The sequence below is a fragment of the Aliikangiella litoralis genome (assembly GCF_052495765.1).
In genome coordinates this window covers 3,836,815-3,862,254 of the sequence record NZ_CP199292.1, presented here as the reverse complement: position 1 = coordinate 3,862,254, position 25,440 = coordinate 3,836,815, and the positions used below count along the sequence as shown (strand labels likewise).

The window sequence follows — 25,440 nt, the reverse complement described above, 5'->3', positions numbered from 1 at the left end:
ACTATAATATAATATAAAGTTCAGTATTACGGCGGTGGCGGGTTACCATCAACATAGTAGCTTCCCATAATCGAAACTTTAGAAAAATCACGATAACCATATAAATAAACATAGTAAACACCCACCTGAATATCTTCATCTGCTATATTACAAGTTTCCTCATTACCATTTAAATAAGGTCGGCAATCGTAGCTATTTAAAGTGGGTGGCTCTCCAAATTTCACATACATATCAGCGTCACCACTGCTACCTATTTCACCTAAAATTTTAAACTGCAAATGGCTGGCTTTTTCAGAGACATTCATCTTAAAACGAACCCATTGACCTTTTAATGCCGAAAAGTCTTCGCCATAGGGTCTGCCGTTTGGTAATTCTAAAGCGTTATCATCGCTAGTTGTTTCAAAACTACCAACAATAGTCACATTGTCAAATGTTGAGTAAGCTCGAACCATAATGACATAATAACCCGTTTTAGGCTTTTCAAAATAGCAGGTTTCATTATTGCCTATTTTATATGGACGACAGTCATAATCGGTTTGAGTTGGCGCACTATTATATTTAACGTATAAGTCGGCATCACCATAACTATTTGCATTACCTAAAATTTTTATGGTTAACTTTTTTGCTCCTGCTGGAACAAAAAAAGTGTAGGGATTATCTGAGCCCGTTTTTAATGGAGGCACACCCAGTTCCACGTTATTTTCTAATGCTTCTGGTGGAGGGATTTGTTGGGCATGCAGTGTTGCTGAAAATAGTCCAGCGATTAGCAGTATTATTTTCTTCATTGGCTTTCCTTAATGTTAGTTAATGGTTTTTATTGGTTTTGCTTTGTATTTATAAGTCTCTGTCGCTACCAAATCACTTTATTTAAAAATTAATCTCATCATTATTATCAACTAAGTCACCACAAGAAATGATTATGATGAAACCAACTATGATTAAATCAACGATTAAATCAACTATGATGATATGACTAACTTTTGATAATTAATATTCAGTATGACTGAGAGCGAGCTGATCTTGTTTTATTTTTATTAATAGGTTAGTTTTTTGAAGAAAAAAATGCTGTCAATATCACGGTCTTAAAAATAATATATCCTATTTATGGGATAATATCAGGGACTCTTAAAATTAAGTGTATGAAGAGGCTAACTTTAGAAGAGGGGCCAGTAGGCCCCTCTTATTTTTTAGCGATTAAGCTTATAATAATGAAGCGAATATTATTGAGCTGGTGTGGCTTTTATGTTTAATGTCACACCCGATGAAGCTCTATATCCACGAACATCAATATGCCAAGTATCTGCACCTGGATTGGTGAAGTCGCAATTTTCAGTGTTGCCATTTTTATAAGGGCGGCAATCATAAGAGGTAGTTGTCGACGCGGCACCTTTACGAACGTATAAGTCTGCATCGCCAGTTCCACCAGAGATAGTCACTTTTAAATCGGCATAACCTGCTGGTAATACTTGAGTAAAACGAACCCATGCACCTTGGGCAACAGAAGCAATATTTTCAGTACGATTAATTGGATCATTGCCTGTGCTACCATCAGTGAATTTACCCACTAAACTAACACCAGAAAAGTTGCTGTAGGCTTTGACTCTAATGTAATAAGTTCCACCTGACTGGCTACCTGTGCAAGATTCAGTATTACCATTTTTATAAGGGCGGCAATCATAGCTGGTGTCAGTGGGTTTAGCACCAAACTTAACATACATATCAGCATCACCTGTGCCACCACTGATATTAAATTGAATACCTTTTGCGCCACTTGGTACCTGCATTGTGTAAACCAAATCATTGCCTTTAGTAGCTGATAGTCCTGTGACTGGAACACCATTTTGAAGCGCGTTTGGATCGGTACCATCGCTAACGGTCACATTCTTATTGGTGGTATTCGTTGCCCCTTCATTATCTGTTACGGTTAATGTGACTTTGTAAGTTCCGCTAGATGAGTAGGTATGAGTTGGGTTAGCGGTTGAGGAGGTGCCATTATCACCAAACTTCCAAGCGTGACTGACAACACTACCATCCGGATCGCTAGATTTATCAGTAAAACTAGCCGTTAGTTGGTTGGTGCTCACTGAAAAATCTGCGACAGGGACTTTATTGCCACCAGGATCACCGCTACCATCCGGTACACCATTCGGGAAAAAGCTGCTTACTTGAGGCCAAATTTTTGAAATTAACGCGCCTCTGTTTAAAACTGTTGTACAAGATGTGCTGTTACCTAAATGGTGTAATGCGACTACTTTGTGTGAGCTGCGCGCTAAAACTGGAGAGCCTGAACTACCGCCTATAGTATCGCATTTATAACCTGCATCAGTATTGGTTCCACTTCCGTTGGTAACAGCTTGATCGATTCGACAAACATTACCTGAGTTTTTGTCACTTTCAATGGCTAATTCTTTAGGGTTGCCTGAGCCATGTTGTGGAATATAAATTTCTTCACCAACTGTTAGTGAACGAGGATCTAGTCCTAAGTTTCCAAAGGATGACAAGCTCGAAAAATTATTGACTGTATAAAGGGTGTAATCTAAAGTGGAATTGGTTTTTAGCATTGAGGCGCCAGAAACTTTCGTTATGTTCGATTGGTTAGTTGAACCGCCACAAGTAGTTCTTTGATAATTAAACCAAGACTCTGAGCTTTTTATTTCCGAATCAGTTTTGTCACAGTGGTTATTGGTAAACATTCTATTTTCATTACCTACTCGCCAAGCGGTACAAACACTTCCTTTTCCTGTAAACAATTTGGCAACTGCTTTCGAACGTTCAAATTCAGTTGGATGAGAGTCGGCGTAGCAAACAGCATCTTCTCTTTGTTCAATACCACAAGTGGAATATTGTGAATTAAGTGCTGCCTGTATTTTTTCGGCTGAGTAACCCTCTAAGTAGCTATCCACTTCGACTGCATGATGTGGCTGCCAATTGGTTCCTGCTGGTATATGCAAACGAATAACCGCTGTATCACCTGAAATTGAAAGACTAGAAAAGCTTTTTTGTCCATCATCACCAGCATCTAAGTCATAGGTGAGATCATCTTTATTATCCTTAGAGTAACGATAACTTTCTGTGCCTGACTTATTAGATACTGTGACATAGGCTCCTTCAGGTATATCAAAGCGACTAAAATGTGGTTTGATTAATCCAGCGTTTGGAATTTGAATTTTTTGAGAGACTACTTTTACTTCGCCTCCGTTTAATGTTGATGTTAGCGCGTTGTTTAAGTTTAAAGAGATAGCAACATTTTTACGCTCAGCAATTTTTACTTCACTCGACTGTTGTATTTGATTAAGTGACTCAATTGAATTTTGAGGTTGTAAAATTTCTTGTAGCGAGCTGCTATTTTTTGATACGGCACTAATGGACGTTGACAGCCCAATACAAAGTGGCAGCAAGGCCATTGTTAATTTTTTAGTGGTAAGACGATGAGAATTATTTGAGTTCATTCTGCTCTCCTATATTATTATGATTCATATTTCTTGGTGTATATTTTAGTTGTAATATTGATCCTCTTGGCCCCGTTCTTAAGGTGTATTAGCTCAGGGCTAAAAAATCAATTTAACGAATATAGTTGATAAAAGAATTAATTGATATTAAAAAGCCTCGAACAAATTTGTTTAACACTGGTCTATTAAAAAAATATTTTTTTTATGTTAAGCAGGTCTGATTTTGTATGAGTGAATAGCGAATAAAAAAGGTTTTAAAATAAGCCAAAGGGATTTTACCTGTTGTTTTTGTAGCATTGTTTTCACTTCATATTATTCTGAAAAATTGATGGAGGGGATAATTATTTTTACCCTGCTTGGTTAACGATAAAATACAAGTACCTGAAGCCCTTTGATTAAGGTTGAAATATCAGTGGACTTAGCCAGGGGCTTGTTTCAGTGTAATTGCTTTAAAAAAGTATTAACTTAACTTTGTGAAATTATAGACGGGTAGATAAGCCTCAGAACGCCTGATTTTATGATTGCTTTCGGTTATAAAAACGGACCTATTTAAGCCAATTAGAGAATTAATATTGAGCGAACTAATCCTTAAGCTAAGTGGCTCGCCATACGCCCAATTCGAAGATATACTAAGCAGCTATTTTTTTGTGTCCTTTTGAAGTAGGAGAAATGAATGTCAGAATTGTTACAAACCACCTATTACAATAACACCGTTTTAGAATGGTTGACGGCAATGGGTATTATTTTAGGCGCTATTGTTGTTGGTAAAATAACCTATAAGATATTTTCGGTTGGTTTTCGTAAGATAACGTCAAAAACAAAAACAAAGCTTGATGATATTATTATCAATATGATCGAAGAGCCTATTATAGGCATATTGGTCATTACTGGCATCTGGTATGCATTACGAAGCTTAAACTTATCGGAAGGCCTAATAACTTTAACAGGGCATATAGTACAGTTTGCTATTTTTATGATGATAGCCTGGCTGTTAGCTCGCTTATTAGATGCCTTAATCGAGGAATATGTCGTTCCTATCACAGAATCAAGTGAAAATGATATGGATGATCAATTGTTACCTATTTTGCGCAAAGGATTACGCGTTATCATTTGGTGTATGGCAATTATTATAGGGCTCAATAATGCCGGGTATGACGTTGCTGCTCTTATTGCTGGTTTAGGTATTGGTGGTCTTGCGTTGGCTATGGCTGCTAAAGATACCGTAGCTAATGTATTTGGTGGTTTTACTATTTTAACTGATAAACCATTTAAAATTAATGACCGTGTTCAAGTGGCAGGGTTTGATGGAACAGTGAAAGAAATAGGAATTCGTAGTACTCGGATTAAAACTTTGGCTGGTCGTGTTGTTACTATTCCAAATTCAAAATTTGCCGATTCACCTGTGGAGAATGTGAGTTGGGAGCCTACTCGTAAAATCGTTTTAGATTTAGGGTTAACCTATGATACCTCACCAGAAAATATGGAAAAAGCCATAGAAATTTTGCAGAAAATTGCTAGTGCTGACGAAAGTATTAATGAGGAGACAAAGGTTTTCTTTAGTGGCTTTGGTGATTTTTCGATGAACATTCGTCTTATTTATTACATTAAAAAATCAGGAGATATTGCGGCCACTCAAAATCGAATTAATTTGGCTATTTTAAAACAGTTTAATGAAGCAAAGCTAGAGTTTGCTTTTCCTACTCAAACTTTGTATAACATTAACTCCAGTCATTAGGCTGATTGTTGTTATTAACATACTTCTTTAATAAGTATTTATTAAAACAGGTCTTACTGATGAGTAAGACCTAAGTAATGTATATGCAATTTATAGTTTTGTCAGTAAACATTAGGATTCTCGCGCTTTAATTTGACCGTTCTTATTAAGTTTCAGAAATCAAAGAATAATCTCCAGTTATTTACTAAAAAATTTAGGTATACTTACTAGTGAAATAAATAATTGGGTAAGTCGTTCTAATTTTGATTCACTATATTCAAATTACAGGTTCCCCCGGAAAATTCCCTGCATTAGATGGCTTGCGAGCGATTGCAATTCTATTAGTGTTATATATGATAAAAGAGTAGGGTAATGATTTCTCGCTAGTCGAAAACTTTTATTTATTTCTCGTTTATCTTACCGTTCGTATGTGGTTCACTTTGCACGGTTCCCTGTTTCATTAAAGATCTCATCCCTGCTTTTTATAGAATACATCCATCAGTATCCTTCGGTTAAGTGGCAACAATTTTTGTTGTTTTTGCCTATTTATTTCGCTCTGTGTTTTTTATCGGCAATAGTTATGCATTTACTTGTCGAAAAGCCTTTCTTAAAATTAAAAAGATACTTTGCCTAATTAAATTGCTTAATTTATTGGTTTGCCTTTAAACCTAAAGTTTCCTGTAGCTTGGGTTTTCTCAGTTTCCATATCAATGAGTCAACAATATAATGATGAAAGTTAATTGCTTGGTAAACAATCAAAAATAAAAGCAATGAAGTACTCGGTGCAATATGCGTCAGGGTAATATCAATAGAGTAATAAATGATTGTTGTGATAATAAAGCAACTAATGAAATAGATTGGAAAACGGCTTGGTTGACTGATGTATGATAAAAATCGATTATTTCCCGAAGCTTTCTTTTGGTATCTATTAGTATTATAAAACCAGACAAAGCCGATGTATTGCGCATTATGCCAGATATTAATGACCAGCCAACCAATAGAAATGTCTTTGATAATAAAGTAAGCGAAAGAAAAAATAGTGTAATGGATAAGTAAGTAAGAAGCATAACCAATAGAAATTACACCAGCTAAAAAAGCTTTGATATGATTAAAAGCGTATATCACAAATAAAATAGCAGTCACTAATTGTAGAGCGAGTAACAATAAGGGGGGCAATACAATGGTAAAAACTTCAGACCCTAAAAAAGTTGCAGGATCTCTAGCGGACATGGTCATAAATGCCATTAAAGGCCATAGGTAAAAAACAACCCTATTGAGTTTAGGGTTTGCAACTTGATCTTTACCACTTTTGCGTGAATAAGCTTTCGATATGCCATCGCTTTGGCGTAAGTAATGAAACCATTGCCAGTGAAGATAAATAGTCGATATCACCCATTCTCCAGTGGTGAAAGCAAGTAACGCTACCGAAGCAACGACAATAATGGGTAGATAATAAATTAAAAAGTGAAATTCTTGTCGAGTTGTTTTATCCGCTAGCAGTCGGGTAAATGTGGCAATAACGTGGTGGTAGCCAAGTAACCAGAGATCTAGGAATAATATTGGGAAAAAAAGTTGGGGTTGCCAAGATACAATAGCGCCGGTTCCAAGTGCCAAGGCTGCGATGCCATATAAAAATAAACCATCAAATTTTGCTGAACGAAGCCAGCCTCTGCTTAGATTAACATTTAATGCCAGCGTACTCATTTAGTATCCTGCATAGGTACAATTTAAAAATTAAGGTGTTTATAGTGATTAATAGTATATTATTTCTCCGCTAAATCAATAAGACACGAATATATACGCCTAAACCTTCTTCGCCCCCCAATAAGTTAAAAAGGTGAAGGAGGTTTAAGTGATTTTACTCAATAACAGTGTGGGTTAATTAATAGGAGTGGGCGGTAAAACTGATTGCATCAGTTCATTATTCCAACTACCACTGACTTGAATATGAGCCGCTGCGCCTAGCTGTATTGCTTCGATCAAGTTGTGATTAACGTAAGCATAAAGTCCGGGTTGTTTAAATTCATATAATGCGGCAACCGCTGCGCCACCTGGTACAAACCAGGTTTCCATATCTTTAAGTGGCTGATTAGAAAATGAGCCACCTTGCCACACTAAGTCAGCATGGCCGCCAATAATATGAGGTCTTGAGTCTCGATTGGCTTGTGAGTGAATAAAAAGGACTTTTTCTCCTACTGCTGCGGTTAGTGCATTGTTACCTGTTAATGCGCCAACGCGGCCATTAAATACAATGTGAGAAGGGATGAGTGATTGCATTAAGTCAATTGTTGGGGTCATTGCTTCATTGATATTGGCGTATCGAATGAACTGTCCATTATCGTCTTTAGGTAGATAAAAGTCTTGTTCACCCAGGTAATAGGCTTTGTCGTAGTCTATCTTTTTGTTTTGAGCATCTCGTAAGCCATCTCTTGGTAGAACAAGTATTGCTCCATTCATGCCTGCTACGACGTGAAATGGGGTTACTCTTCCGCCTGGAGCACAGTGGTAAACAAATACGCCAGGTTTGGTTGCTTTAAAGCGTAATATAGTTTTTTCTCCAGGGTTTATGCCCGTTATACTGGCCCCACCCATAGCGCCCGTGGCAGCATGAAAGTCAATGTTATGAAACATCTGATTGGTAGCAGGGTTGATTAATGTAACTTCAACAAAATCGTTTTCTGTTGCCACTATAATAGGCGCTGGTACTGAACCATTAAATGTTAGTGCTTGTAAGTAAACGCCATCATCTATTTCTATTTCTTTTTCTTCTATGGTTAATGTAACGGCAATTGTTCTGGGTTGGCCTTTATAATTTTGATCATGCTGAGGAAGCAAAGGAGGGGGAACTAATTCTTGTTCAATACGGCTCGCGCTTGGTGGTTTAGCAAAAACTTCGGTGGTGAAAAATAAACTGCTGAATATTAATAGGAAAACATACTGCGTGGTAAGTTTCATAAGTACCTCGATATGATAAACAATAAACCAATGATAATTTTTACAAGCTTTTAAACGAGTCTTAAAGCCTATAAACCCTATGTTCGCCTAGCTAGGTTTAGTTGTTTTTATTCTATTTTGAAATACTACAGCTGAGATAAATAAAATTTGATTGGTTTGTGAGATTTAAAAAGTTTTATTCTGTAGCTAAAACATTATTGGTATGCTTTATATCAATAGGACCAATGTTTGGCCCTAGTCATTAACGACTACGATGAACCAATTTCTATTCGCATAGATAAGTCTAATGCATTGATATTTTTAGTGAGTGCGCCAACAGAAATATAGTCAACGCCAGTGGCTGCGATTGATTGAATTGTTTCAAAACAAACATTGCCCGAAGCTTCAAGTTTTGCTTGGTTAGTATGTTTGTCTCGAATGGCTTTGGCTTTTTCCATATTCTCTAAACTAAAATTATCTAACATAATAACTTGTGCATTAGCGGCTAATGCTTGTTGAAGTTCAGTTAAATTTTCAACTTCAATTTCTAATAATTTATCTGGGTGGTTTTTTATAGCGGCTTGTAATGCTTGTTCGATTCCACCACAGGCCATAATATGATTTTCCTTAATCAGGTAAGCATCAGACAGGCCTATTCGATGATTCGTGCCACCACCACATTTGACCGCATATTTTTGGCCAAAGCGCATGCCAGGGATTGTTTTTCGAGTGTCTAATAATTGGCACTGAGTTGTTTCTATTTGTTTAACAAACTGCTGAGTTAAAGTTGCTGTTGCTGATAGACTTTGTAAAAAGTTCATTGCACTACGTTCGCCCGTTAATAAGTCTCGAGCGTTGCCTGTTAAGTAGCAAATAATGTCATTGGTTTGTATTTGATCGCCGTCATTAAATTGCCAATCAATAGAAACCTGATTGCCTAAAAGTTCAAAAACTTTTTCAACCCAGGCTACACCGCACAAAATGCCTGGTTCACGAGTAATCAGAGTTGCCTTAGCTATTTTATCGCTTTGAATAAGCTCTGCCGTGATGTCGACTTCAGTACTATCAGTATTGGCTAAATCTTCAGCGAGTGCGATTTGGCACATTTGATTAATTTCTTGCGAAAGTAACTGTTGAAAATGTTTATTATCCAATGGTTGATCCTGAGTGAGAGCTAAAGAGGCGCTATTCTATCAGTTAGTGATTTTGTCGCAAGATTAACTGACGACCTTTTTGTGAAAATTCTAATTGTTTTAATACGCTCATGCCGAGTAGGATTTCTTCACCTTCCATATTGGGAACGATTGAAGCTTTGACATTATTTAGTTGGATATCTCCAATGCTTAGTTCTTCAATAATGGTAGAAAATGCTTGTGTAATGCCATTGGCCGTATTGACTTGATGACTTCGACCAGCCATTAAACCTAAAGGTTGTTGTAATTCTCCTGGAATAGCGACGTCTGTTGCACCAGTATCAACAAAAAAGGTAACCGACTTTCTATTGATAGTCCCATTAGTCAGATAGTGGCCATATCGATTCCGCTTTAATACGACTTCGGTGGCATCATTAGTTTGATGACTTAAGGGAGATGTATTAGGGTTGATTTGTTTTTTTTCCCAAACGCCAAATACCCAAGTTGCAATAACAAGTGCAAAGCCCCAAGCAATGAACATCATATTTTTACCGATGTTTTGCGTATTTTGTTCGGCTTGAGATGATTTTATTTCTGAATGTTGGTTTGAGTCTTGATTATCAGGCATAAGTTTAATTTTATTGGTTTAGGTGGTATTTGAGCGGGTGCTTTTTACATTTTGTCATATTAAATCAGTTTGTTACATCAAGTCAGTTGGGACGTATTGAATTTATTGTTTATTTAGGGCCTGTTATCTATTATGAAGATTGGTTAAGCATAACTCAAGTGATGAAATTTATATCTTGTAATTATTTTAGTTATGACAGGGATGGACAGTTAGAATCAAACGATATATTAGATGCCACCTAATACTTGAATGTTGGTTTTATCTTAATTATTTGAAGAGATTGTCTGGTTTTTTGAGTATTGGTTCACATAGTAGTTTAAATTATTGGACTACATTTATTTAGATAGACCCAGTATTCAGTTTTGAGTCACCGCGTACTCAAATCTTATCTTTTCGCACTAGAGAGGTAAGCGTTGTGGGTAATAAAAGCCACATATTAGATTTCACATCCAAGACAAAATCTGTCAGAGGAAAGGAGGAGAAACGTCCTTTGCCTGCCTTAGTTGAACGTGCCCGTTCTATTTGTAGCCAAGCATTAGATCAGAGTCTTAAAAACATGTTTGAGCAGGCCGATGACTGTCTGTTTGATATGTCTGATAATGGTTACAACAATGCTCATTTTGATGCAATGAGAATGCTACGTTTAAAAAAAGAAGGGTTGATTAAAAGTTTTCATCAAGAAGTGGAGGCTTGTTTTAGTGACAATATTGGTAAGTATGATCCGCTGTTGAGTCAGTATGATGATGAAGGGATGTCCTTTGAAAATATTGCATTAGTCGAAGATAATGACTTAGAAGAAGGTATTGCGATTGATAGTATTGTTAAGAAAGCTCGTAATGCTAACTCAGAGGCTTTAGAACAAATTAGAATCCGGTTAGACACACTCACATCGAGCCTGTCAATTACCCAAGAGAATAACCCATTTGAACCTGCATTTATTTGCTCATCATTTAAAACGGCAACCTTAGCTTTAGATATGGATATAGAATCACTATTGGTGATTTATAAACTATTTGAAAGAGTTGTGATCGCTGACTTGCCCGATATGTACCAACAAGTGAATGAGTTTTTTATCAATAAAGGCGTCTTGCCTGAGTTAAAAGCTAGTCAAGTTCAGATTAAAAAGTCGACCAGCCAGGTGGCTCATAATCACTCTTATATGAATGTGAAGCAAGAGCTTAATCATAATCAACTAGAAACGAAGCTTGATGAAGAAGAATTAGTCGTTAATCAAAATAATGCCGGTGAACAAATGCTATCTATGATGCAAGGGTTACTTGCTTATAGCCGACAAGCTGCTAATGGGGAGAATACAGCAACATCGAATATGGTTCATACAAAACAGCCTGTAGTCGAAATTGAAACAGATACTTTATTAACCGCACTCACTAGCTTACAAGCGGCTTCGATTAATAAACAAGATGCAGCTATAAGCTTAGCCAGCCAAGGTTTAAAAGGTTATTTAGGTAATCAATTACCCGCTTCATCATCTGAGTTTCAGAATGGTTCACTGGGACAGTTTGATGAGGATATGATTGATATTGTATCTATGTTGTTTGACTTTATCTTAGATGATAAGAACCTGCATGTTGAGATTAAATCGATTATTGCTCGTTTACAAATTCCCATGTTGAAAGTTGGTTTAGTCGATAGAACTTTTTTCTCTAATAAAAAACATCCAGCACGAATTTTGCTCAATGAAATTGCGAGAGCCGGCATATCATGGAATCCAAATGATGTTGAAGCGAAAAGGATGCGCGAAAAGATAGAGTCTTTATGCGAAGAAATCATTATCAACTTTAAAGATAATATTTCTATTTTTGAAATATTATTAGAAGATTTTCAATCCTTTCAAATAAAAATACAGCGTCGAGCAGATATTTTTGAAAGACGTACTCGAGAAGCCGAAGAAGGTAAAGCCAAAGCGGAATCTGCTAGAGGCGTTGTTAATAGTGAGTTAGAAAAAATATGTCGAGGAAGACATGTTCCAGAGTCGGTACGCTTGTTACTCAAAAATGTTTGGGTGAATGTTTTGTTTCTTGAGAAGTTAAAGGAGAATCAAGATGGTTGGGAAAAAGCGACAAAAATAGCTCAACTTTTGATTTGGAGTGTGCAACCGGTTGGGTCAGCACATGGTCTTGATAAGTTAATCAGTCGTATTCCTATATTAATAAAAAATTTACGTAAAGGGTTTGATATTGTTTCTTTATCGCCAATTGAGGCCACTCACATTTTGGATAGTTTGGAAGATACTCATCGAACAATCATAAAAACTGCGCAAGATAATATTGAAAAAAATAGTAAAGAAGAAATTCTGCGTTTAGAACCTGCCCCGCTTATTCCAGAGTCTACTCCACAAAAAGCAGGTGAAAGTAGCGTCATCAGTGATAACTCTAACAGTCTTAGTGAAGATAATAGTGATGCTGTTTTGCCTATTGATGAAGTCATTGAAATTCAAGATATTGGTTTTTCGTCGGAGCAGTTAGGTTTACCTGAAAAACAAGAAACCCTAGCAGTTGATTTAAAACCCGGTAGTTTTCAAGCAATTGAAAACTTAAGAGCTGGGCTTTGGGTTGAGTTAATGATTGATGACAAACCCATGCGTTGTAAGTTGGCTGCTAAGATTTCATCAACAGGTAAATATATTTTTGTGAATCGATTAGGTGTTAAAATGGCCGAATTTTATACCGATAGTCTGGTGGCTGAGTATCAGCGTGGTCGCCTAAAAATTATTGATGATGAAGCCTTATTTGACCGAGCATTGGAATCGGTGATTTCTAATTTGAGAGCAATGAAATCCGAAGTGTAAGGCTGTATTGGCTGATTATTTAACATTTAAAAACTTCAAATTTTAAAACTCATCTGGTAGTTAACCTTGTCTGCTGTTAGTCTTGCATTTATTTTTTATTCAATTTGTTTTTTAGCATGATAAACAAAGGTTGGCTTTCTACTGCAAGCATTATCCCAAGCACACATTTTAATTTGAGGCCTGATCCTCAAGATATTTCACTACTTGTCATTCATAATATTAGCTTACCACCGAATCGGTTTGGATTAAATTATGTCGAAGATTTCTTTTGCGGGAATTTAGATCCAACAATCGATCCCTATTTTGAAACGATTAAGCAAATGAAAGTTTCGTCTCATCTGTATATTAAGCGTGATGGGTTGGTTGTTCAGTTTGTTGCACTAGACAAACGAGCGTGGCATGCAGGCATCTCTGAGTATAAAGGAAGAAAAAATTGCAATGACTTTTCAATTGGCATTGAGTTAGAAGGAACTGATGATCTTGAGTATACCAATAGTCAGTATGCTGCATTGCAAGCAGTGACACAGGAACTGATTAATGAATATACTGCGCTTAATAAAGCTAGAATTGTTGGTCATTGTCATATAGCGCCTGGTCGCAAAACCGATCCGGGAAATAGTTTTGATTGGACAAGATATCTGGCTAGTTTATAAAACATCTACAATTGATAGATAAAGCGGTCCAATCAGGCTCTTCCGACCACCAACATCATTTCTGCTTTTTATCATAAAATCAGTTATGATTTAGCTTAAGTCCAAGTTATTTAGGGCATGTGAGCGATAACCTATCGACATATCCTAAAAAATAAAATTAATAATTAAGCTGTTAGGAAAGAGCTATGACTTTGATTTCTGTTTTAATTGTCCTTGCCATTGAGTTTCATTTTCGTAAAGGGAGTGAGTACCGAAATTTTAGTTGGTTCGAGCAATTCCATCTCAAAATATCCGACTGGCTAGCTGAAAAGCCATTTTTTGAAGGTTGGGGAGGAGTGGTCTGTGTAACTGGCTTACCGGTTTTTGTTTTAATACTGTTTATTAACGCTTTTGATGGTGGGTTGTACCTTCTTCTTTTATTTTTAGCTTCTTGTGTCGTACTATTTTTATCGCTTGGCCCTCAAGTGCTAAAGGACTCGTTTGCACCTTATTTTGAGGCCATAGAGCGAGGAGATACTGAAGCGGCCTATTTGAGTTTGCAAAAGGAGTCATTATTGGATGGCGTTCCGCAAAGCGACGAAATGATTCGTGATGTTACACGAGCTATACTTACGGAAAGCCAATTTCGTTATTTTGGTGTGGTTTTCTGGTTTGTCTTTTTGGGGCCATATGGTGCTTTGTTTTATCGTTTGTCACACTATTATCACCAGCTTTGTATGAAAGATAATAACGAAGAACATTTATCTAAGTTAAATACCTTATTACACTGGCTTGACTGGGCACCAGCCAGATTGACGAGCATTTTATTTCTTTTTACTGGTGACTTTGCAAATGGTTTCTACCGAGTGAAAGATTATTTTGTCGATTTTAAAGCGAGCAGCCGCCTGATTATCAGTGAAACTGGTATGGCTTCATTGAACCTGGATATGAGTGCCAGTGAAGGTGATGTTAAAGAAAACCATGATGCTTTTGCCATGGTCGAACGGACTATTATTCTTTACTTGGTAGTGGTTGCAGCATTAACGCCGCTTGCCTTTTGGTGATCCGCAAGTTATTCAAATGCTTGTATAACCATCTGATCTCTAATGCTATTTCTGTTTTTGGCTAATCATTTGAACATTTACTCGATGTTAAATATTTGATTAGCTAGGCTAATCAAATATTTGTTTGTTCTATTTTTTGAGATCTTGATAATGTCATAGAGAATTTTTCTTCTTTTTTGCAGTGTTTCAAATAATAGTTAGCGTGGCTAAATATTGAAGTTTGCATGAAATAGTGTTAAGTTGCGCCCAGAAATCGGTATTTGATAAAAGTTTAAGTAGCTTTAAATTGATTACTAATCTAATGATTTTATTAGATATTATTTAATGATTTAAGCTTTTTCTAAAGTCTTTAATTAGATTTTCGATGACATTTAACGCATTCTTTTAGCTAGCTGCTATACTTTTAGCGCTCATCGATCTGGATCTCTTACTGATAATTATTAACTAACCAAATTACTCTAACAAAGAGGAAGCAAATGTCTGATAAACTTCAAGATGTCGATCCGATAGAAACGCAGGAGTGGCTAGAAGCCTTAGAAGCGGTTCTAGAAGAAGAAGGAACTGACCGAGCGCACTTTTTACTCGAAAAGTTGATCGATATGGCTCGCCGTTCGGGTGCCCATTTGCCATATAGCGCTACAACGGCTTATTTAAACACTATACCAACCTCTAAAGAAGTCTTGATTCCTGGCGATCAAGAAATGGAACAGAGATTGCGCTCGATTATTCGTTGGAATGCGATTGTATTAGTACTTCAAGCGAGTAAAAAGAACCAAGAGCTTGGTGGTCATTTATCGAGTTTTGCGTCATCGGCGACGCTTTATGATGTCGGATTTAACTATTTTTTTAGAGCATCAGATGAAGAGAGAGAAGGCGATTTAGTTTATTTTCAGGGCCATTCTTCTCCTGGCATTTACGCACGAGCTTTTTTAGAAGGCCGTATTTCCGAAGATCGAATGAAAAACTTTCGTCAAGAAGTCAGCGGAGAAGGGCTATCATCTTATCCCCACCCCTGGTTAATGCCTGATTTTTGGCAGTTTCCAACAGTATCTATGGGGTTAGGTCCACTGCAAGCGATTTATCAAGCACGCTTTTTAAAATATTTACAAGATCGTGAGTTGGCCAATACTAACGGACGCAAAGTATGGGCTTTTATGGGCGATGGTGAAATGGATGAGCCCGAATCTCTTGGTGCTATTTCATTGGCGGGTCGTGAAAAGCTAGATAATTTGGTTTTTGTGATTAACTGTAATTTACAACGTCTTGACGGGCCTGTTAGAGGGAACGGTAAAATTATTCAAGAGTTGGAAGGTGGCTTCCGCGGCGCTGGCTGGAATGTGATTAAAGTGATTTGGGGGCGTTATTGGGATCCACTAATTGCACAAGATGTTCATGGTAAATTATTGAAGATTATGGAAGAAACGGTTGATGGGGAATATCAAAACTATAAGTCTAAGGGCGGTAAGTTTACCCGCGACTATTTCTTTGGAAAAGATCCTGCTTTATTAGAAATGGTTGCGAATATGTCTGATTCAGATATTTGGCGACTTAATCGTGGTGGGCACGATCCAACAAAAGTTTATGCTGCTTATCATGCTGCGGTTAACCACAAAGGGCAACCTACTGTTATTCTTGCCAAAACCGTTAAAGGTTATGGTATGGGGGAGAGTGGCGAAGGGAAAAATATTTCTCATCAGGTTAAAAAAATGAACCTTGAAGCACTTAAGCAATTTAGAAATCGCTTTCATGTGCCTATTACTGATGAACAACTTGAAGATGTTCCTTTCTACCACCCTGGTGATGACAGCCCAGAAATTCAATATATGAAAAAAATGCGCGAATCGTTAGGTGGCTACTTACCAGCCAGACGAGCGCAATCTGAAAGTTTAACGATTCCGCCTTTAAAAGCCTTTAGTGCAATAACTGGAGGATCAAATGGTCGAGAAATATCAACGACTATGGCGTTTGTGCGTATTTTAAATGTTTTAATTAAAGATAAAGAAATCGGTCAACGTATTGTTCCTATCATTCCTGATGAAGCAAGAACATTTGGTATGGAAGGAATGTTTCGTCAGATTGGTATTTATTCTTCTGTTGGTCAGTTGTACGAGCCAGTTGACTCTGATCAGGTCATGTATTATCGAGAAGATAAGAAAGGACAAATTTTAGAAGAAGGGATCAACGAAGCTGGGGCCATGTCTTCATGGATTGCTGCCGCTACCAGTTATTCAAATAACAATTTGCCAATGATTCCTTTTTATATTTATTACTCAATGTTTGGATTTCAACGTATTGGTGATTTGGCTTATGCGGCTGGTGACATGCAGGCCAGAGGCTTTTTAATTGGTGCAACTTTTGGTCGAACAACATTGAATGGTGAAGGGTTGCAACATCAAGATGGACATAGCCATCTTATTGCTTCAACGATTCCTAATTGTGTGAGTTATGATCCAACATTTGGTTATGAAGTGGCTTTAATTATTCGTGATGGTATGCGTCGAATGTATGAAGAACAAGAAAACGTTTTCTACTACATTACAACGCTGAATGAAAACTATGTTCATACAGAAATGCCTAAAGGTAGTGAAGAAGGGATTATTAAAGGGATGTATCTGCTGAAAGAAGGTAAGAAGTCTCGTTCTAAAAAGAAACCACCAAGAGTTCAATTGTTAGGTAGTGGTGCAATCTTAAATGAAGTGATTGAAGCGGCAAATTTACTAGAGCAGGATTTTGGTGTTAGTTCTGATATTTGGAGTGTGACCAGTTTTAATGAATTAGCAAGAGATGGTGCTGATTCTGTTAGAACTAATCTACTTAACCCAGAAGCGAAAAAATCTGTTGCTAGCTATGTCGAGCAGTGTTTAAAAGGACAAGATGGTCCTGTTATTGCTTCAACAGACTCGATGAAATCTTATGCTGAACAAATAAGAGCTTTTGTTCCTGGCCGTTATAGTGTGCTTGGTACTGATGGTTTTGGACGTAGTGACAGTCGTGAAAACTTACGCCGTTTCTTTGAAGTTGACCGCTACTATGTTGTGGTTGCTGCACTGAAAGCTTTGGCTGATGAGGGGACAATTAATGCTAAAGAAGTGACTAAAGCGATTAAGCGTTACAATATTGATATTAATAAACCAAATCCACTATATAGCTAAAAGGGAGATTGAGGATGAGTAATTTAGTTCCAGTCAATGTTCCCGACATTGGCGATGTAAGTGATGTAGATGTCATTGAAGTTTTGGTTGCCGTGGGTGATACCATTGCTAAAGAAGATGCGTTGATAACTTTAGAAACCGATAAAGCAACGATGGATGTGCCAGCCAGTGAGGCGGGCACAATTAAGGCCATTCATGTGCGAGTGGGTGATAAGGTTTCTCAAGGTAGTTTAATTTTGGAGCTAGAAGCTAGCCAAGAAGAAACGCCTGTTGAAGTTGAAGCTAAAAAACCTGAAAACACTCAAACACAAGCCGCTACAAATGCTGAGCCAGCACAAGACGAAATAGTCGAAGAGTACGTAGAGGAAGCGGTTACTGAATCTGAAGAAAAGGCTCTCGTGGTCCCGGATATAGGTGACGCAAGCGATGTTGATGTGATAGAAGTGTTGGTTGCAGATGGCGATCAAGTCACTAAAGATCAAGGCTTAATTGTTCTTGAAACAGACAAAGCAACGATGGAAGTACCCGCGCCAGAGGCTGGTACTATATTATCGATTACTGTAAAAGTCGGTGATAAAGTTTCTCAAGGCGACACAATTGGCCGCATTAATAGCCAAACGACTGTGAAAAGTTCGGTACCTGATCAGCCAGCTAAAAGTGCATCGACTGCTGTTTCAGCACCTGTTGTTTCAACGCAAGCTGCATCGTCGGCTAAAAGAGCGCCCGTTCCTGAACATCCGCAAATGAAAAAACGGGTATCGGGTAGTGTGGTTCATGCTAGTCCTTCGGTTAGACGTTTTGCCCGAGAATTAGGGGCTGATTTAACTAAAGTATCTGGTTCTGGTCCGAAAGGTCGAGTGTTAAAAGAAGATGTTCAAAACTATATTAAGTTTGAGCTTTCTCGTCCTAAGGCAACTGCCGCTACGGGGGCTTTCTCTACGCCACAAATGCCAAGTGTTGATCATGCTAAATGGGGAAATGTAGAAGAAAAGCCTCTGTCTAGAATTCAAAAAATCAGTAGTGTTAATTTACACCGAAATTGGATTTCTATCCCACATGTGACACAACATGAAGATGCCGATATTACTGAGTTAGACGAATTTCGTAAGTCTTTAAAAGATGAAGCGATGAAAGATGGTGTGAGGTTAACACCGCTTGCTTTTATTATGAAAGGATTAGTGCATACGTTAAAGGCATTTCCTAAGTTTAATGCTTCATTGGCTAATGATGGTGAGAACCTTATTCTTAAAAATTATTACCACATTGGTGTAGCTGTTGAGACGCCAGATGGCTTAACTGTTCCGGTTATCAGAGATGTTGATCAGAAGGGTATATACCAGCTAGCATCAGAGCTAGGTGAGATTAGTGCTAAAGCGAGAGAGAAAAAATTATCAGCTGACGACATGCAAGGTAGTAGTTTTACTATCTCTTCATTAGGCGGAATAGGTGGTACTGCATTCACGCCTATTGTAAAATGGCCCGACGTTGCCATTTTGGGGCTATCGCGTAATAAAATGCAGCCCGTTTGGAATGGTAAAGAATTTGTTCCTCGACTGATGTTACCTATGTCGCTGTCTTATGATCATCGGGTAATCGATGGTGCTGATGCAGCAAGATTTGTGGTTCATCTGTCGCAAACACTAAATGATATTCGACGAGTTTTATTGAAATAGATATAACTCTTAGGAAAATTTGTCCTTGAGTTTTCGAAAGGCAATGACTTAATTTTAAAAAGGTGAAAGCACTATGAGTAATGACATTAAAGCACAAGTTGTGGTAATTGGCGCAGGGCCTGGTGGATATACCGCAGCATTTCGCGCAGCTGACTTGGGTTTAAACGTTGTTTTGGTTGAAAAGTATTCAACGCTTGGTGGCGTTTGTTTAAATGTGGGATGTATTCCTTCAAAAGCTTTATTACATTCAGCAAAAGTAATTGATGAAGCAAAAAGTATGGAATCTCATGGTGTTTCTTTTGGTGAACCAACTATAGATGTCGATAAAATTCGCGGCTATAAAGAAGGGGTTGTCGGTCAGCTGACTAAAGGGTTAGCTGGTATGGCTAAAATGCGTAAAGTTAAAGTTGTGCAAGGTGTCGCTAAATTTACTTCACCTAGCTCTTTGGCGATTGAAGGTAATGACGAAGTCAGCACAATTAATTTTGAGAGCTGTATTATTGCGGCTGGTTCACGAGTTGTTCAACTGCCATTTTTACCAGAAGATGAGCGTATTGTTGATTCTACAGGCGCGTTGGAATTAAAAGATATACCTGAAAAAATGTTAGTGATTGGTGGCGGTATTATTGGTTTGGAAATGGCGACTGTTTACCGCGCATTAGGTAGTAAAATATCGATTGTTGAAATGTTTGACCAACTTATTCCTGCTGCAGACAAAGACGTAGTAAAAGTATTACACCGTTATGTTAAAAAGCAATATGAATCAATTATGCTTGAAACGAGTGTAACCAAGGTAGAAGCTAAAGATGATGGTTTGTGGGTCACTTTTGAGGGCAAAAAAGCGCCTAAAGAGCCACAAAGATATGATCGTATATTATCAGCTGTTGGTCGTCGTCCAAATGGTGATTTATTAGATGCCGATAAAGCAGGGGTTAATGTTGATGAGCGTGGTTTTATTGCGGTTGATAAGCAATTACGCACTAATGTACCGAATATTTACGCAATTGGTGATTTAGTTGGACAGCCTATGCTTGCACATAAAGCGACTCACGAAGCGCATGTTGTAGCTGAAGTTATTGCAGGCAAAAAACATGCGTTTGAACCACAATGTATTCCTAGTGTTGCTTATACTGATCCTGAAATTGCCTGGGTTGGTTTAACGGAAAAAGAAGCTAAAGAAAAAGGTATTGATTACGGTGTTGGTGCTTTTCCTTGGGCGGCAAGTGGTCGAGCAATTGGGGCAGGGCGAACAGAAGGTTTTGCCAAGAGTATTTACGATAAATCCAATAATCGTATTATTGGTGCTGCAATTGTTGGTATTAATGCCGGTGAAATTATCGGTGAAGCTGGACTTGCAATAGAAATGGGGTGTGAAGCTGAAGATATTGCATTAACCGTTCATGCACATCCAACTCTTTCAGAATCGTTAGCTTTTTCTGCTGAAGCTTATGAAGGGACATGTACTGATTTGCCTCCGGCACGTAAGAAAAAATAATATTATTTAAATGCATTAAAATAAGATAAAGGGTGCTGTTAATGCACCCTTTTTACATTGCAGTGTTTTGTTGTAGGGTAATTTTAATGAAAAATTCGAAACTGCTTTTTTCTCTTTTATTGGCTTTTTTAATGTTCTTGAGCATTAGAGGTCATACAGCTGTTATTCTTCAATACCATCATATTTCTGATGAAACACCTAAATCGACTAGTTTATCACCTGCGCTTTTTAAACAACATTTAGCGTATTTACATCAAGAAGCGTTTAAAGTTTTATCTGTGGATGAACTGATTAGTTTAATACAAACAAAGCAAAGTTTCCCAGATAAATCTGTTGTGATTACTTTTGATGATGGTTACCGTTCTATTTATAAAAATGCTTATCCTTTATTAAAGCAATATAAAATGCCTTTTACGGTATTTGTCAGTACACAGCCTATAAAACAAAAACTAAGTCAGTTTATGACTTGGGATGAGTTAAAATTGCTTTCTCAAAATGGAGCAACCATTGCAAATCATTCTGTTACTCATCCGCACATGATAAGGCATCATATCGCAGAAAAAGAAGAACAATGGAGTGAAAGGATTACGAAAGAAATTCTATCTGCACAAGCTGATATTGAAATGCATATTCAAACTAAGAGTCGTTTATTGGCTTATCCATATGGTGAATATACTAATCAATTGAAAGCGATTGTTAGCCAATTAGGCTTTGTTGCATTTGGGCAGCATTCAGGGGCTATGTCTGTCAATAGTGATCTGCAAGCTATTCCTCGTTTTCCTATGGGAGGTTTTTATGGAAGTATGGAAGATTTTATTTTAAAAGTTAACACCTTGCCAATGCCAATTAAATCAATAGCGTTATTGGATGAACACGGTAATTATCTTACAGAACATCTGCTCAGTTCAAAAGTTAAAAAGCCTCAATTGAAGCTTGCATTAAAAACTGAATTTCAATCACTCAATATTCAGTGTTATTTATCAGGACAAGGAAAAATTAATAAAAGGATACAAGACAAATTCTTTATTTTTCAAGCATCAGATAAGTTAATGGCTGGGCGTTCAAAATATAACTGTACTGCACCGAGTAAACAACCGGGTCGTTTTTATTGGTTTTCCCAGCCTTGGATTAAACAACTCGACAACGGTCGCTGGTATCAGGAAAACTAGCTTTTTAATAGGCAATACCTATTTGACGATTACTTTTTTGGTGATGCTTCATTCAGCTTTTTGATAAACAAATGAATAAAATATTTTTGTTTGAAATATTTTGAGTCAAAAGCGCTAGCTTAGAGTTGTAAGTAAAGAGAAGCCAAAGGCTTTTATATAAAAGAATTGGCTTCTATGTTGAATAGCCTTGACCTGACTACAGCTTTACACTTTAATCTATTGACTCTTCATTAATTGTATTAAGTTATTAAAGGGTAAAATGATGGTTTTGTCTGACAATCAATTTATTGACGCTTTTGAGCAGAAACTACTTTCTCCTGATGAGTTTAATCATCAAGGTCATTTACGACTAGCCTGGCTATATTTACAACAGTATTCACTAGAAATTGCGATTGAAAAGTTGAATAGTGGTATAGGCGAGTACGCGAGTAGTTTAGGGGCTGTTCAAAAATTTCATTGTACTTTAACGACAGCGATTACCAAAATTATACACCAAAGAGTTCAGCAGTGCGGTGGGAGTAGTTTTGAGTTGTTTATTGCTAAAAATCAAGATTTGTTAACGAATATGCAAACATTAATATTGAGTTATTATAGTGAACCACTGTTAAATAGTACTGCTGCCAGAGTTAATTTTGTCGCACCTGATTTGAAACCATTATGAGTTCTAGTAGGTAAAATATATGATTTATACAGTTGGTGAGCTAGCTAAAAAGTTTAGTATCTCTCGTAGTTCATTACTTTATTACGACAAAAAGGGCTTGCTAACTCCTTCATCTAGAAGCACAGCTAATTATCGTTGTTATAATGAAAAAGACTATGAGCGTCTTGAAAAAATTATGGTTTATCGGCAAACGGGGTTGTCACTTAATGAAATTTTGCTTTTATTACAAACTGGCTCAGAAAATCATCGAACGGATATCTTAACCGAACAGCTCAGTAAAATTAATGATGAGATCAATTCACTCCGAATACAGCAGCAAGTGATCATTCAAATGTTAGGAAAAACAGAAATCACCCAAGGTGCACGCTTTATGAATAAACAGCAATGGGTTGATCTGTTATCTTCTATTGGTTTATCTGAAAGTGAAATGATGCAGTGGCATGTAGAGTTTGAGCGTAGAATGCCTGAGGCTCACCAAGACTTTCTGGAGTCGCTTAATATTTCGGCAGAGGAAATTAAAACCATTAGAAACCGTTCGAAAAGTTAGATATACAAAACATTTACTACTTACTGATACTTTTCTGGCATTGAGTTTAATACCAGACTAGCTCTTTCGTGGACTGAAAGATCGCCTTCTACTCTTACTATTTTGCAAGCACGATTCGCTAGCCAATGTTGATGTTTAGCGAGAGTTCGCCCTTCATTAGTTCCTTGATCATATTCTGACGCCCAGTTTAGAAATTTTGGTTCGGCGCAGCCAAATAGTTTTTCTTCTCTAGCTTTAAGGCGCTGCACTCTGATGCTTGATTCGAGGTAAAGAAAAATAATGAGATCAAAACTATCTTCTAAAGCTTTGCCCCAGTTTAAAACAGAACCAGAGATAAAAGTATTTTGTTGTTGCTTTAATTCTTTTAATAATATTTCTAAACGCTCGTCAGGTTTTCTTTTTTGTTGAAATGGTGGAGAGGTTTGAATCCAATAATAATCATCGGTATCTAAGAAGGACCAATTGAGTTTGCTAGCAAGATATTTAGCTAAAGTTGTAGTACCGGAACCTGAGGCTCCGGTGATTAATACTTTCATATACCAGTTTTCTTTCTATTGTTCGACACGGGTGAGTTTTACACCATCAACAGTCATTTGCCAAACACCATTAACTTCGTGAGGTGGTTCTGAAACATTAAAGGTCGTTGACATAAAAAGTATTCCAACGTTAAAGTCATTGCCTGCAAACTCTTTTAATGGCCCGTTCACTGATACTGAGCCACCGCTTTTTAATCGTTTGTAGGCAACAGTTCCGTCAGCGAGTATCAGTAGGCTCATTTCAGGACTTTGCCAATTTCCAACATAATTAAGTCGTTCTTGAGGTAGCGGTTCTGCACAAGCAGATAATAGTAGAATTAAGGCGATTGGTACTAAATAATTTTTCAATTGTTATTCCCCATAAATGATTATGTATATTTTGGTTGTTAAACTGTATTTGAATGAGAATATTGTTATGAACAAGCAATCATTAAGTTAGTAATGTTATAGCCACTATATTTTGTAACGGTAGCATTAATTTGCCACTATTTGTATTTTATCATTCAAAATAAAGGTTCTCGCATGGAGATGTTTCTGCTGTATTTTAATTGATAATAAATAATAACGTGAGTTTTGCTCAATAATTGTTATTGTTCAGATTCAGTTAAGCTACTATCCGTTATGGTTTCTTGATAATCTACAGCTAAATCACTATCAATTGGCATAGAGAAAAGTCAGGGATTTTTGTCACTATTAAGGCGTCTGGCGCAGTGCATAGCCGCTCTATGGACAAGTCAGACAACGAAAAGAGCGGCAAAAATAACGGCTTTTATTGTGACAGTTGATAGTGATTTAGCTATATAATCAGAAGTAATTTCAGGGGCATAAAATGGACATATTATTAAGAAAAATCAGCCTAGGGTTATTCGTTACTTTTTCTTTTCAAATTTCTACTATTTTTGCAAGTGAACTAGACACCAAGCTTTTTAAGGCTAAAGATGCTTTCAACCAAGAAAAATATCAGCTTGCAGAGGAAGGTTTTGCTTCAATATTAAAACTCTCTAATAATCATTTAGAAAGTTTAACTTATTTAGCTAGAATAAAAGCTCGAAATAATAAACTTGATGATGCTGAAGAACTGATTGAAAAAGCTGTGAAATTAGCACCAAATAATGCAGAAGTTCAACATCTTAGTGGTAAAATTTATGGCGAAATAGCCCAAGAGGCGAGTGTTTTTACTGCGTTAGGTTATGCTAAGGATTGTCTTAGGGGATTTACGAAGGCGGTAGAACTTGAGCCTGATAATGTTGATTATCGAGCCGATTTATTAAGTTATCATTTAAATGCGCCTAAACTTGCCGGAGGAGACAAAAATATCGCTTTGAAACAAGCTAAGGCGATTCAGCAGCTGGATAAAAAGAAAGGCTTTATTGCGCTATTAAATACTTATACTATTACTCAAAACGAACAGGCATTAAAACGCCATATTGATAATTTACCTAAGTCAATTGCCCAAGATTCTGATGTGATTTTTAATAAAGGGATGTCGCAGCAAAAAAGTGAACAGTATATTGATGCAATACAAAGTTTTCATCAGGCAATAAAATATGCTGGTAGCCAAGAAGAGTTTAGGGTTGCAAAATATGCTGCAATTTATCAAATTGGTAGAACGAGTGTCTTAAGTAAATTGCAGGTGAGTGAAGGTATAAAAGCGTTAAGGCGTTATTTACATGAAGCCCCAAGTCATAGAACTCTACCTAGCAAAGAGTGGGCTGAGTTTCGCTTAGCTAATTTAATTGATCTTAATGGTGATTCGAATGAAGCAGAAAAAATTTACCAAAAAATATCCAAACAGACTAAAGATGAAGTTTTAAAAGAACAAGTCTCAAAAGTTTTATAAGTTG

Annotated in this window: 20 protein-coding genes; 12 read left to right on the top strand and 8 right to left on the bottom strand. The window is 37.1% G+C overall.

Going from position 1 to position 25,440, the window contains the following annotated elements:
• Positions 1-26 precede the first annotated feature (26 nt).
• Positions 27-785: a PPC domain-containing protein gene (locus ACT5E3_RS15960; protein ID WP_444994537.1), complete on the bottom strand. Its 759-nt coding sequence runs from the start codon at positions 783-785 to the stop codon at positions 27-29.
• A 435-nt stretch (positions 786-1,220) separates the two neighbouring features.
• Positions 1,221-3,449, bottom strand: a complete 2,229-nt coding sequence (locus ACT5E3_RS15955) for a pre-peptidase C-terminal domain-containing protein (protein ID WP_444994536.1) — start codon at positions 3,447-3,449, stop codon at positions 1,221-1,223.
• Between the two features lie 673 nt (positions 3,450-4,122).
• Between ACT5E3_RS15955 and ACT5E3_RS15950 the strand changes: the two genes are divergently transcribed.
• The gene (locus ACT5E3_RS15950) at positions 4,123-5,184 is read left to right on the top strand and encodes a mechanosensitive ion channel family protein (protein WP_444994535.1); all 1,062 of its coding nucleotides are present in this window, start codon (positions 4,123-4,125) and stop codon (positions 5,182-5,184) included.
• A 627-nt stretch (positions 5,185-5,811) separates the two neighbouring features.
• Here ACT5E3_RS15950 and ACT5E3_RS15945 read toward each other — a convergent pair.
• The 4 genes from ACT5E3_RS15945 to ACT5E3_RS15930 all read right to left on the bottom strand — a co-directional run bounded on the left by ACT5E3_RS15945 (position 5,812) and on the right by ACT5E3_RS15930 (position 9,858).
• Positions 5,812-6,867 (bottom strand): hypothetical protein, encoded by a 1,056-nt coding sequence (locus ACT5E3_RS15945; RefSeq protein WP_444994534.1) that lies wholly within the window; start codon positions 6,865-6,867, stop codon positions 5,812-5,814.
• Between the two features lie 174 nt (positions 6,868-7,041).
• Entirely contained in the window at positions 7,042-8,118 is a 1,077-nt protein-coding gene (nirK, locus tag ACT5E3_RS15940; RefSeq protein ID WP_444994533.1) for a copper-containing nitrite reductase, read from the bottom strand.
• A gap of 248 nt (positions 8,119-8,366) precedes the next feature.
• Positions 8,367-9,251, bottom strand: coding sequence for a carboxylating nicotinate-nucleotide diphosphorylase (nadC, locus tag ACT5E3_RS15935; RefSeq protein ID WP_444994532.1), 885 nt, complete (start codon positions 9,249-9,251; stop codon positions 8,367-8,369).
• Between the two features lie 43 nt (positions 9,252-9,294).
• Positions 9,295-9,858 carry a retropepsin-like aspartic protease family protein gene (locus ACT5E3_RS15930; protein ID WP_444994531.1) on the bottom strand — a complete coding sequence of 188 codons (564 nt, stop codon included), beginning with the start codon at positions 9,856-9,858 and terminating at the stop codon, positions 9,295-9,297.
• Positions 9,859-9,887: 29 nt separating this feature from the next.
• On the opposite strand from ACT5E3_RS15930, the gene ACT5E3_RS15925 reads away from it, so the two are divergent.
• The 10 genes from ACT5E3_RS15925 (at position 9,888) to ACT5E3_RS15880 (ending at position 23,060) form a co-directional block, all read left to right on the top strand.
• Complete coding sequence (locus tag ACT5E3_RS15925; RefSeq protein ID WP_444994530.1) at positions 9,888-10,100, top strand: hypothetical protein; 213 nt, start codon at positions 9,888-9,890, stop codon at positions 10,098-10,100.
• Between the two features lie 173 nt (positions 10,101-10,273).
• Positions 10,274-12,667, top strand: coding sequence for a DUF1631 domain-containing protein (locus ACT5E3_RS15920; RefSeq protein WP_444994529.1), 2,394 nt, complete (start codon positions 10,274-10,276; stop codon positions 12,665-12,667).
• 116 nt (positions 12,668-12,783) lie between these two features.
• Complete coding sequence (gene ampD / locus ACT5E3_RS15915; RefSeq protein WP_444994528.1) at positions 12,784-13,320, top strand: 1,6-anhydro-N-acetylmuramyl-L-alanine amidase AmpD; 537 nt, start codon at positions 12,784-12,786, stop codon at positions 13,318-13,320.
• 185 nt (positions 13,321-13,505) lie between these two features.
• Positions 13,506-14,363: a regulatory signaling modulator protein AmpE gene (ampE, locus tag ACT5E3_RS15910; RefSeq protein ID WP_444994527.1), complete on the top strand. Its 858-nt coding sequence runs from the start codon at positions 13,506-13,508 to the stop codon at positions 14,361-14,363.
• A gap of 476 nt (positions 14,364-14,839) precedes the next feature.
• Positions 14,840-17,515 carry a pyruvate dehydrogenase (acetyl-transferring), homodimeric type gene (gene aceE, locus ACT5E3_RS15905; protein ID WP_444994526.1) on the top strand — a complete coding sequence of 892 codons (2,676 nt, stop codon included), beginning with the start codon at positions 14,840-14,842 and terminating at the stop codon, positions 17,513-17,515.
• A gap of 14 nt (positions 17,516-17,529) precedes the next feature.
• Positions 17,530-19,188 (top strand): dihydrolipoyllysine-residue acetyltransferase, encoded by a 1,659-nt coding sequence (gene aceF / locus ACT5E3_RS15900; protein WP_444994525.1) that lies wholly within the window; start codon positions 17,530-17,532, stop codon positions 19,186-19,188.
• Positions 19,189-19,261: 73 nt separating this feature from the next.
• A complete protein-coding gene (gene lpdA, locus ACT5E3_RS15895; RefSeq protein ID WP_444994524.1) occupies positions 19,262-20,683 on the top strand; it encodes a dihydrolipoyl dehydrogenase in 1,422 nt (473 codons plus the stop codon).
• Between the two features lie 86 nt (positions 20,684-20,769).
• A complete protein-coding gene (locus ACT5E3_RS15890; RefSeq protein ID WP_444994523.1) occupies positions 20,770-21,852 on the top strand; it encodes a polysaccharide deacetylase family protein in 1,083 nt (360 codons plus the stop codon).
• Positions 21,853-22,111: 259 nt separating this feature from the next.
• On the top strand, positions 22,112-22,513 hold the full coding sequence (locus tag ACT5E3_RS15885; RefSeq protein ID WP_444994522.1) for a hypothetical protein: 402 nt from the start codon (positions 22,112-22,114) through the stop codon (positions 22,511-22,513).
• A gap of 19 nt (positions 22,514-22,532) precedes the next feature.
• Positions 22,533-23,060: a MerR family transcriptional regulator gene (locus tag ACT5E3_RS15880; protein WP_444994521.1), complete on the top strand. Its 528-nt coding sequence runs from the start codon at positions 22,533-22,535 to the stop codon at positions 23,058-23,060.
• A 20-nt stretch (positions 23,061-23,080) separates the two neighbouring features.
• Here the strand turns inward: ACT5E3_RS15880 and ACT5E3_RS15875 are convergent, their stop codons facing one another.
• Complete coding sequence (locus tag ACT5E3_RS15875) at positions 23,081-23,596, bottom strand: AAA family ATPase (protein WP_444994520.1); 516 nt, start codon at positions 23,594-23,596, stop codon at positions 23,081-23,083.
• Positions 23,597-23,611: 15 nt separating this feature from the next.
• The gene (locus tag ACT5E3_RS15870; protein WP_444994519.1) at positions 23,612-23,944 is read right to left on the bottom strand and encodes a hypothetical protein; all 333 of its coding nucleotides are present in this window, start codon (positions 23,942-23,944) and stop codon (positions 23,612-23,614) included.
• A 481-nt stretch (positions 23,945-24,425) separates the two neighbouring features.
• On the opposite strand from ACT5E3_RS15870, the gene ACT5E3_RS15865 reads away from it, so the two are divergent.
• Positions 24,426-25,436, top strand: coding sequence for a tetratricopeptide repeat protein (locus tag ACT5E3_RS15865; RefSeq protein WP_444994518.1), 1,011 nt, complete (start codon positions 24,426-24,428; stop codon positions 25,434-25,436).
• Positions 25,437-25,440: the final 4 nt, after the last annotated feature.

Bases quoted from the DNA above. Each gene is read 5' to 3' on its own strand.
- ampE (WP_444994527.1), top strand. From the start codon at position 13,506: ATGACTTTGATTTCTGTTTTAATTGTCCTTGCCATTGAGTTTCATTTT.
- ACT5E3_RS15880 (WP_444994521.1), top strand. From the start codon at position 22,533: ATGATTTATACAGTTGGTGAGCTAGCTAAAAAGTTTAGTATCTCTCGT.
- ACT5E3_RS15930 (WP_444994531.1), bottom strand. From the start codon at position 9,858: ATGCCTGATAATCAAGACTCAAACCAACATTCAGAAATAAAATCATCT.
- ACT5E3_RS15950 (WP_444994535.1), top strand. From the start codon at position 4,123: ATGTCAGAATTGTTACAAACCACCTATTACAATAACACCGTTTTAGAA.
- ACT5E3_RS15865 (WP_444994518.1), top strand. From the start codon at position 24,426: ATGGACATATTATTAAGAAAAATCAGCCTAGGGTTATTCGTTACTTTT.
- ACT5E3_RS15885 (WP_444994522.1), top strand. From the start codon at position 22,112: ATGATGGTTTTGTCTGACAATCAATTTATTGACGCTTTTGAGCAGAAA.
- ACT5E3_RS15875 (WP_444994520.1), bottom strand. From the start codon at position 23,596: ATGAAAGTATTAATCACCGGAGCCTCAGGTTCCGGTACTACAACTTTA.
- ACT5E3_RS15955 (WP_444994536.1), bottom strand. From the start codon at position 3,449: ATGAACTCAAATAATTCTCATCGTCTTACCACTAAAAAATTAACAATG.
- lpdA (WP_444994524.1), top strand. From the start codon at position 19,262: ATGAGTAATGACATTAAAGCACAAGTTGTGGTAATTGGCGCAGGGCCT.
- nirK (WP_444994533.1), bottom strand. From the start codon at position 8,118: ATGAAACTTACCACGCAGTATGTTTTCCTATTAATATTCAGCAGTTTA.
- aceF (WP_444994525.1), top strand. From the start codon at position 17,530: ATGAGTAATTTAGTTCCAGTCAATGTTCCCGACATTGGCGATGTAAGT.
- ACT5E3_RS15890 (WP_444994523.1), top strand. From the start codon at position 20,770: ATGAAAAATTCGAAACTGCTTTTTTCTCTTTTATTGGCTTTTTTAATG.
- ACT5E3_RS15960 (WP_444994537.1), bottom strand. From the start codon at position 785: ATGAAGAAAATAATACTGCTAATCGCTGGACTATTTTCAGCAACACTG.
- ampD (WP_444994528.1), top strand. From the start codon at position 12,784: ATGATAAACAAAGGTTGGCTTTCTACTGCAAGCATTATCCCAAGCACA.
- ACT5E3_RS15945 (WP_444994534.1), bottom strand. From the start codon at position 6,867: ATGAGTACGCTGGCATTAAATGTTAATCTAAGCAGAGGCTGGCTTCGT.
- aceE (WP_444994526.1), top strand. From the start codon at position 14,840: ATGTCTGATAAACTTCAAGATGTCGATCCGATAGAAACGCAGGAGTGG.